Origin of the sequence: Haloferax profundi, assembly GCF_001469865.1 — an archaeon.
Taxonomy (GTDB): Archaea; Halobacteriota; Halobacteria; order Halobacteriales; family Haloferacaceae; genus Haloferax; species Haloferax profundi.
Genome location: NZ_LOPV01000566.1, coordinates 1 through 470, shown reverse-complemented (window position 1 = coordinate 470; position 470 = coordinate 1). Strand labels below are relative to the sequence as shown.

Here is a 470-nt window from a genome sequence, read left to right as displayed (position 1 = left end):
TTCCCTCGAACAGACCGACGAGGGGTTTGATATCGTAGTCGTCGCTCGTCTGGAGGAAGTCTTCGAACGCCGATTCGAACGCTTCGGGGTCTTCTCGCCAGAACTCGTAGCTACCCCACGTCCGAATTGCGTTCAAGTTAAGTCGTGTGGCGTACCCGAGGTCACGCTCGGTGACAGCAGGGTCGTAGTCGCGCCACATCTGGTAGAAGTTGAACGCTCGTGCAGGGATGTAGATGGCTCCACGGACGCTGACTGGGGCGTCGCTGTCGAGGTCGAGAGCCGAATTCACGTCAGTTTCGGGTGTCGTGGTCGGCGTCTCTGTACCCTCGTTGGTCGTGGTCGGTGGTCCGGTCGTCTCGGTACTTTCGTCGTCTTCAGAGGGTGGCCGCAGATTGATGGCTGCACAGCCAGTGGTCACGGCGATACCACTCGCAGCACACCACTGCAGGAACCCACGTCGGGTGCCTTGG

The 470-nt window shown here is 60.0% G+C and carries 1 pseudogene; it reads right to left on the bottom strand.

Annotation, left to right across the window (positions count from 1 at the left end):
* Positions 1–418: pseudogene (locus AUR66_RS22250) on the bottom strand (glycoside hydrolase); the annotation flags it as partial.
* Positions 419–470: the final 52 nt, after the last annotated feature.